The sequence below is a fragment of the Pseudomonas fluorescens genome (assembly GCF_902497995.1).
Lineage (GTDB): Bacteria > Pseudomonadota > Gammaproteobacteria > Pseudomonadales > Pseudomonadaceae > Aquipseudomonas > Aquipseudomonas fluorescens_BK.
In genome coordinates, this window is the sequence record NZ_CABVII010000051.1 from 1 (window position 1) to 5,244 (window position 5,244).

Annotated in this window: 7 protein-coding genes; 5 read left to right on the plus strand and 2 right to left on the minus strand. The window is 56.0% G+C overall.

Annotated elements, in window-relative coordinates:
• Positions 1–365: 365 nt before the first annotated feature.
• Positions 366–1,202: a CvfB family protein gene (locus F8N80_RS30800; protein ID WP_150745814.1), complete on the minus strand. Its 837-nt coding sequence runs from the start codon at positions 1,200–1,202 to the stop codon at positions 366–368.
• Here F8N80_RS30800 and F8N80_RS30805 point away from each other — a divergent pair.
• The 4 genes from F8N80_RS30805 to F8N80_RS30820 all read left to right on the plus strand — a co-directional run bounded on the left by F8N80_RS30805 (position 1,201) and on the right by F8N80_RS30820 (position 3,609).
• Positions 1,201–1,425 (plus strand): hypothetical protein, encoded by a 225-nt coding sequence (locus tag F8N80_RS30805; protein ID WP_150785332.1) that lies wholly within the window; start codon positions 1,201–1,203, stop codon positions 1,423–1,425. The two genes, F8N80_RS30800 and F8N80_RS30805, sit on opposite strands and share 2 nt — an antisense overlap.
• Positions 1,426–1,552: 127 nt before the next feature.
• Complete coding sequence (locus F8N80_RS30810; protein ID WP_015096330.1) at positions 1,553–1,741, plus strand: hypothetical protein; 189 nt, start codon at positions 1,553–1,555, stop codon at positions 1,739–1,741.
• A 216-nt stretch (positions 1,742–1,957) separates the two neighbouring features.
• Positions 1,958–2,674 carry a TorF family putative porin gene (locus tag F8N80_RS30815; RefSeq protein WP_150745816.1) on the plus strand — a complete coding sequence of 239 codons (717 nt, stop codon included), beginning with the start codon at positions 1,958–1,960 and terminating at the stop codon, positions 2,672–2,674.
• A 65-nt stretch (positions 2,675–2,739) separates the two neighbouring features.
• Positions 2,740–3,609 carry a DUF6279 family lipoprotein gene (locus F8N80_RS30820; RefSeq protein WP_150745817.1) on the plus strand — a complete coding sequence of 290 codons (870 nt, stop codon included), beginning with the start codon at positions 2,740–2,742 and terminating at the stop codon, positions 3,607–3,609.
• 120 nt (positions 3,610–3,729) lie between these two features.
• Here F8N80_RS30820 and F8N80_RS30825 read toward each other — a convergent pair whose 3' ends face one another.
• The gene (locus F8N80_RS30825) at positions 3,730–4,119 is read right to left on the minus strand and encodes a transcriptional regulator (protein ID WP_150745818.1); all 390 of its coding nucleotides are present in this window, start codon (positions 4,117–4,119) and stop codon (positions 3,730–3,732) included.
• Between the two features lie 175 nt (positions 4,120–4,294).
• On the opposite strand from F8N80_RS30825, the gene F8N80_RS30830 reads away from it, so the two are divergent.
• Positions 4,295–5,029, plus strand: a complete 735-nt coding sequence (locus tag F8N80_RS30830; protein WP_150785333.1) for a DUF899 domain-containing protein — start codon at positions 4,295–4,297, stop codon at positions 5,027–5,029.
• Positions 5,030–5,244 lie beyond the last annotated feature (215 nt).

The window sequence follows — 5,244 nt, forward strand, 5'->3', positions numbered from 1 at the left end:
CTCCTACTGGCCTTCGAGGCCTGACTGTAATCGGCATGCCACGAGCTCTTCCAATTTTGGCCAGAAGCCGATGACGGCTTCCTCGAATAGGCCTAATACATAGATGCAACGGGGCGGCAGTTTTTTTGAAAGCGGGTAGACAGTGGGGGCGAGTCCATACATAGGAGCTGGCTTGCCAGCGAAGGCGTCTTCATGGACACTGCAAGGCTTGAGACCGCCTTCGCTGGCAAGCCAGCTCTTATAGAACAAAATTTATCTCATTGATTTTTAAGATAAATTATTTGCCGATTTATCGGCATGTTCTCTGCGCGAAAGCGCAGCCTCTTCGCAGGCTGGGCGGCCTCCTACAGGGGGCCGGTGCCAGGTCAGCTCAATTCAATGCGGTCGGCATGAATGACGATCTGGCCGTTCTTGTACAACGCACCAATCGCCTTTTTGAAGTTGCCCTTGCTGACGCCAAACATGCTGGTGATCACCGTCGGATCGCTCTTGTCGCTCACCGGCAGTGTGCCGTTGTTATCGCGCAGCCTGGCGAGGATCTTCGAGTTGAGGCTGGTGGCAGCTTCCTCACCGACCGGTTGCAGGCTCAGGCTGATCTTGCCATCGGCCCGGACTTCTTTGATAAAGCCCTTTTCTTCTTTACCGGCGCGCATGAACTTGAAGATTTCGTTCTTGTGGATCAGGCCCCAGTGCTTGTTGTTGATGATCGCCTTGAACCCCATGTCGGTGGCTTCGGCAACCAGCAAATCAACTTCCTGGCCCGGGGTGTAGTTGGCCGGGGTCTTGTCCAGGTAGCGGTCCAGACGCGCCGTCGCCGTGATGCGGCGGGTGTGTTTATCGAGGTAGACGTGCACCACGACATACTCGCCAGCGGTCATCTGGCGCTTTTCTTCGGAGTACGGCAGCAACAGATCCTTCGGCAAGCCCCAATCCAGGAAAACCCCGATGCTGTTGACTTCAAGGACTTTCAAACTGGCGAATTCACCGACCTGCACTTTCGGTCTTTCGGTAGTTGCGATGAGTTTGTCATCGCTGTCCAGATAAATAAAAACGTTGAGCCAGTCTTCATCTTCGCTGGGAATATCTTTTGGAATATAACGATTGGGCAGGAGGATTTCGCCGTCCGCGCCACCGTCCAGATATAAACCGAAGTTAGTGTGTTTAACCACTTGCAAACTGTTGTAACGCCCGACTAAAGCCATGTCCAATACCCTCATTGCGTGGGCGACATTCTACCCGGTTTTGCCGGTCGCGTTCGGCGGCCAGCCCGATGGCGCAGGAAAATCCTCTGAAGCCCTTCATTTTCCTGGATTTTGTACCACCCACTTGGCCACTCGTCAGGCCAAGCTGATGCTTCTCACACCTGTCAGCCAAGCAAAAATCGCTAATTTCACAGTACACTTTTTAGTTAAAACAGCAGCTTAGGGGCTTTTTAAAAATAATAACTGACGATACATCACTCACCTGCAACGTGTATTTCGGGAGGATATTTATCAAGCAATTGTCAAGTATTTCCTGTACGATGCCTGGCCAAGTTAATTTCTACAGGTTAATGGCCGCCATGCGTGTAAAAGCATCCACCAGCAAAGCAAAGCCAGCTCCAGCCGTTGAAACCAGTGAATCGATCAACAGCCAGATTGCTGCGTTCCTCAAGTCCGGTGGCGAGATCCAGCAAATTGCCAAAGGCGTCAGCGGCCAGACATTCGGCCCGTCCAAGCAGATCACCTTGGGCAAGAAGTAAATTTTTGCAAGATCCGCTGCAATAACTGGTCCCTAAGCGCTTTGGGCTTCGAAGCGCTTGGACTGGAACCCCCCGCTACACTCCTCGCAACACACCTGGATTTCAAAAATCGACGAACGGCCATCAAAGCCGAGCATTCGCCGTTATCCTTGCACACGTCTAGATCAAGCGTTTCAGCAGGTTTTTTCCTGCTCCTCGCTGTTCATGGAGTGACGCATGCTCAAGCTCTCTCTTTTCCTGCTCGCCAGCCTGCTGGCGTGTTCGGTCGCCAATGCGCAAATCTTCCAGCGTGAACTGGGCGACTTCGATCTCAAACTGGGCACCAGCCCCAGCCGCAGCATGGCCCAGGGTCTGGTCAAGCCTTCCAGCACCGGCTCGTTCCACGGGGGTCTCGACCTGAGCCACGATAGCGGATTTTATGTGGGCCAATGGTCACCGAGCGTGGGCTTGAGTCCGGGGAACAACCTTGAAGTCGATTACTACATGGGTTTTAAACAGCCCTTCGATCACAGCCTCGGCTACGAAGTAGGCATGATCCATTACAGCTACCCGACATTGGAGACGCTCGACAGCCGGGAGCTGTTCGGTGGCCTGACCCTGCTGGGCAGTCGGTTCGGCGCGGCGTTCAGCAACGATCCGGACAAACGGAACAGCACGCTATTCGCCGACCTGAGCGGCAATCAGCCCTTCGGCATCGGGGTCAGCATGAAATACACCACACACCAGCTCAACGCGCCGGTGTCCGTCGAGGGTGGCTATGTCGGCAGTTTCACCGATTGGTCAGTGAAGTTCTCCCGTCCATTCATGGGCATCGACCTGGACCTGATCTACAGCGACTCCAGCCTCAGCGGCAGCGACTGCTCCGCCTATTCCGGGCACAACAGCCAGTGCGATGGCGTGGTCACCCTGAAGGCTCAACATGCCTTCTATTGATTGGCTGAACTGGCGGGCTCATCCCGCGTCCACATGAGAACCCACGCTTTCGCAAGGACTTGCCCATGTCGCGCTGGTTGAAGTGTCTCACCGTCGTTATCACCCTCGGTCTCGCCCTCGGCGCGTGCAGCCGCGTGGGCCTGGCCTATCGCAATCTCGACGTGATCATCCCGTGGACGCTTGGCGATTACCTGAGCATGAACGGCGAGCAGAAAGACTGGTTCAACGAACGCCTCCGAGAGCACCTGAGCTGGCACTGCACCACGCAACTGCCGGGCTACCTGGACTGGCTGGACCGTTTGCAGGACATGGTCCAGCGCAACCAGGTCACCGACGCTGCGCTGCAAGCCCGCACCCAGGAAGCCAAACAGGCCATCGCCCAGACCGCCAGGGAAATCACCCCGTCGGCCATCGAATTGTTGCAGGGGCTGAATGACAAGCAAGTCGCCGAAATGAACGACGCCTTCGCCAAGGACCAGCGCAAACGCCAGGAGCAATACCTCAAACCGTCGCTTGAGCAGCAAATCAAGGAGCGTGGCGAGCGCATGGAAAAACGCTTGAATGACTGGCTCGGCCCGCTCAGCCCGACCCAACAGCAACGAGTCGTCGCCTGGTCGAATGCCTTGGGCGATCAGAACATGCAATGGAACGCAAACCGCGTCCATTGGCAAAAGCAATTCAGTGCGGCGGTTGCCCAGCGCCAGAGCCCGCAATTCCCACAGCGCATCGAGACGCTTCTGGTCAATCGAGAGACGTTGTGGACGCCCGCCTATCGCCAGGCCTACGCCAACACCGAAGCCCAGGCGCGGTCGCTGTTCGTGGACTTGATGGCTGAAAGCACGCCGGAGCAACGGCAGCGATTGCTGAAGAAAATCGAAGGGGTTCGCAAGGATTTCAATGATTTGAAGTGTTTGAAAGCGGCAACAGAAGGTTAAGCACCACGCAGTTCCAATGTGAGCGAGCCTGCTCGCGAAGACGGAATGTCAGTCGACATCAGCATCGCCTGACACACCGCATTCGCGAGCAGGCTCGCACACATTGGGTACCCGTGGTCTTCAGGCGATCTGCGCTTTCGACGCCACCTCATCAAACGTCACCTCGTCCAGCGCGTCTTCCTGCTCGTCCAGCACCTGGCGCGGATGGTCATTGCCCGGAATGCTGCTGTCGATCAGGCTCAACAAACTCGAGCCCCGTTGCGTCAATATGTAGTTCTCGCCGGTGCCACCCTGTTCCTCAGGCCGAGACTCGATATAGCCACGCTCCAGCAGTAATTTTTCGTACTCGCCGGCCACCGCTTTCAGGTGATCCAGGTTTTCCGTCGCCTCGCCCTCCGTCGCTTTCTGCGCAGCGTACTGTTCGGCATAAGGCCGTGGCGTGAAACTGGGTGCCCCGTTCTGTACTTCGTGCAGCAAGCGTTCAATCAAATCCCAGTTATAAGTCGTCATCCTAATCAACCTCCAGCGCCGTGAGTGAAATGGCCTACATAGGTTGTGACCTACAGCGTCCGCAGCCGTTCAGCTGATGTTTTGAACAGCAGCGACCGGCGGTACGTCGAATTGGGCACAGGTCAAACGACTAGCTATGTCAGTGACCTCCCCAGCATCGCGCAGGAGAAAACCAATGAACATTCAGAATCATCCCGTCGTCTCCCGAGAAGAATGGCTCGCCGCCCGTAAACAACACCTGGCCAACGAAAAAGCCTTCACCCGGGAACGGGACAAACTCAGCGCCCAACGCCGCGCCCTGCCCTGGGTGAAAATCGACAAGGATTACCGCTTCCAGGGCCCTGATGGCGAGTTGAAACTGGCCGATCTGTTCGGCGGCCGCAGCCAGTTGGTCATTTACCACTTCATGTTTGCCAAAGGCTGGGACGAAGGTTGTTCCGGCTGCTCCTTCCTGTCCGACCACATCGACGGCGCCAACCAGCACTTGGCCCACCATGATGTGGCAGTGGTGGCGGTTTCCCACGCTCCGTTCGCCGAATTCCAGGCGTTCAAACGGCGCATGGGCTGGAAATTCGATTGGGTCTCGTCCGAAGGCTGCGATTTCAACTACGACTTCGGCGTTTCGGCCAGGGCAGAAGACGTCGCCGCCGGTAAAGCCACCTACAACTACGAAAAATCCGACGAGGCCGAAGAAGAACTCCCCGGACTCAGCGTGTTTTATCGCAATGAAAACGGAGAAATCTTCCATACCTACTCCACTTACGCCCGCGGCCTGGACCTGCTGGTTGGCGCCTACAACTACCTGGACCTGACGCCCAAGGGCCGCAATGAAGAGCAAATCATGGAATGGGTGCAGCTTCATGATCAGTATGAAGACAAGGCTTCGTCCAGCTGCTGTCATGGGAAATAGACCGCAGAGATCGAGTCGCGGCCATCGCGAGCAAGCTCGCTCCCACAGTGATCCGGGTCGGTCACAGTAGTCATGAACACATCAATTCCCCTGTAATTGGATGGACTCGCCCACGCCGAGGCGTCAATGCGCCACGGTGGCAGTCTAAACAGCCAACGACAGCGAGGGCGAGTCCATGAAAAAGCATACTTCGATTGATCAATCATTGTCTTCTG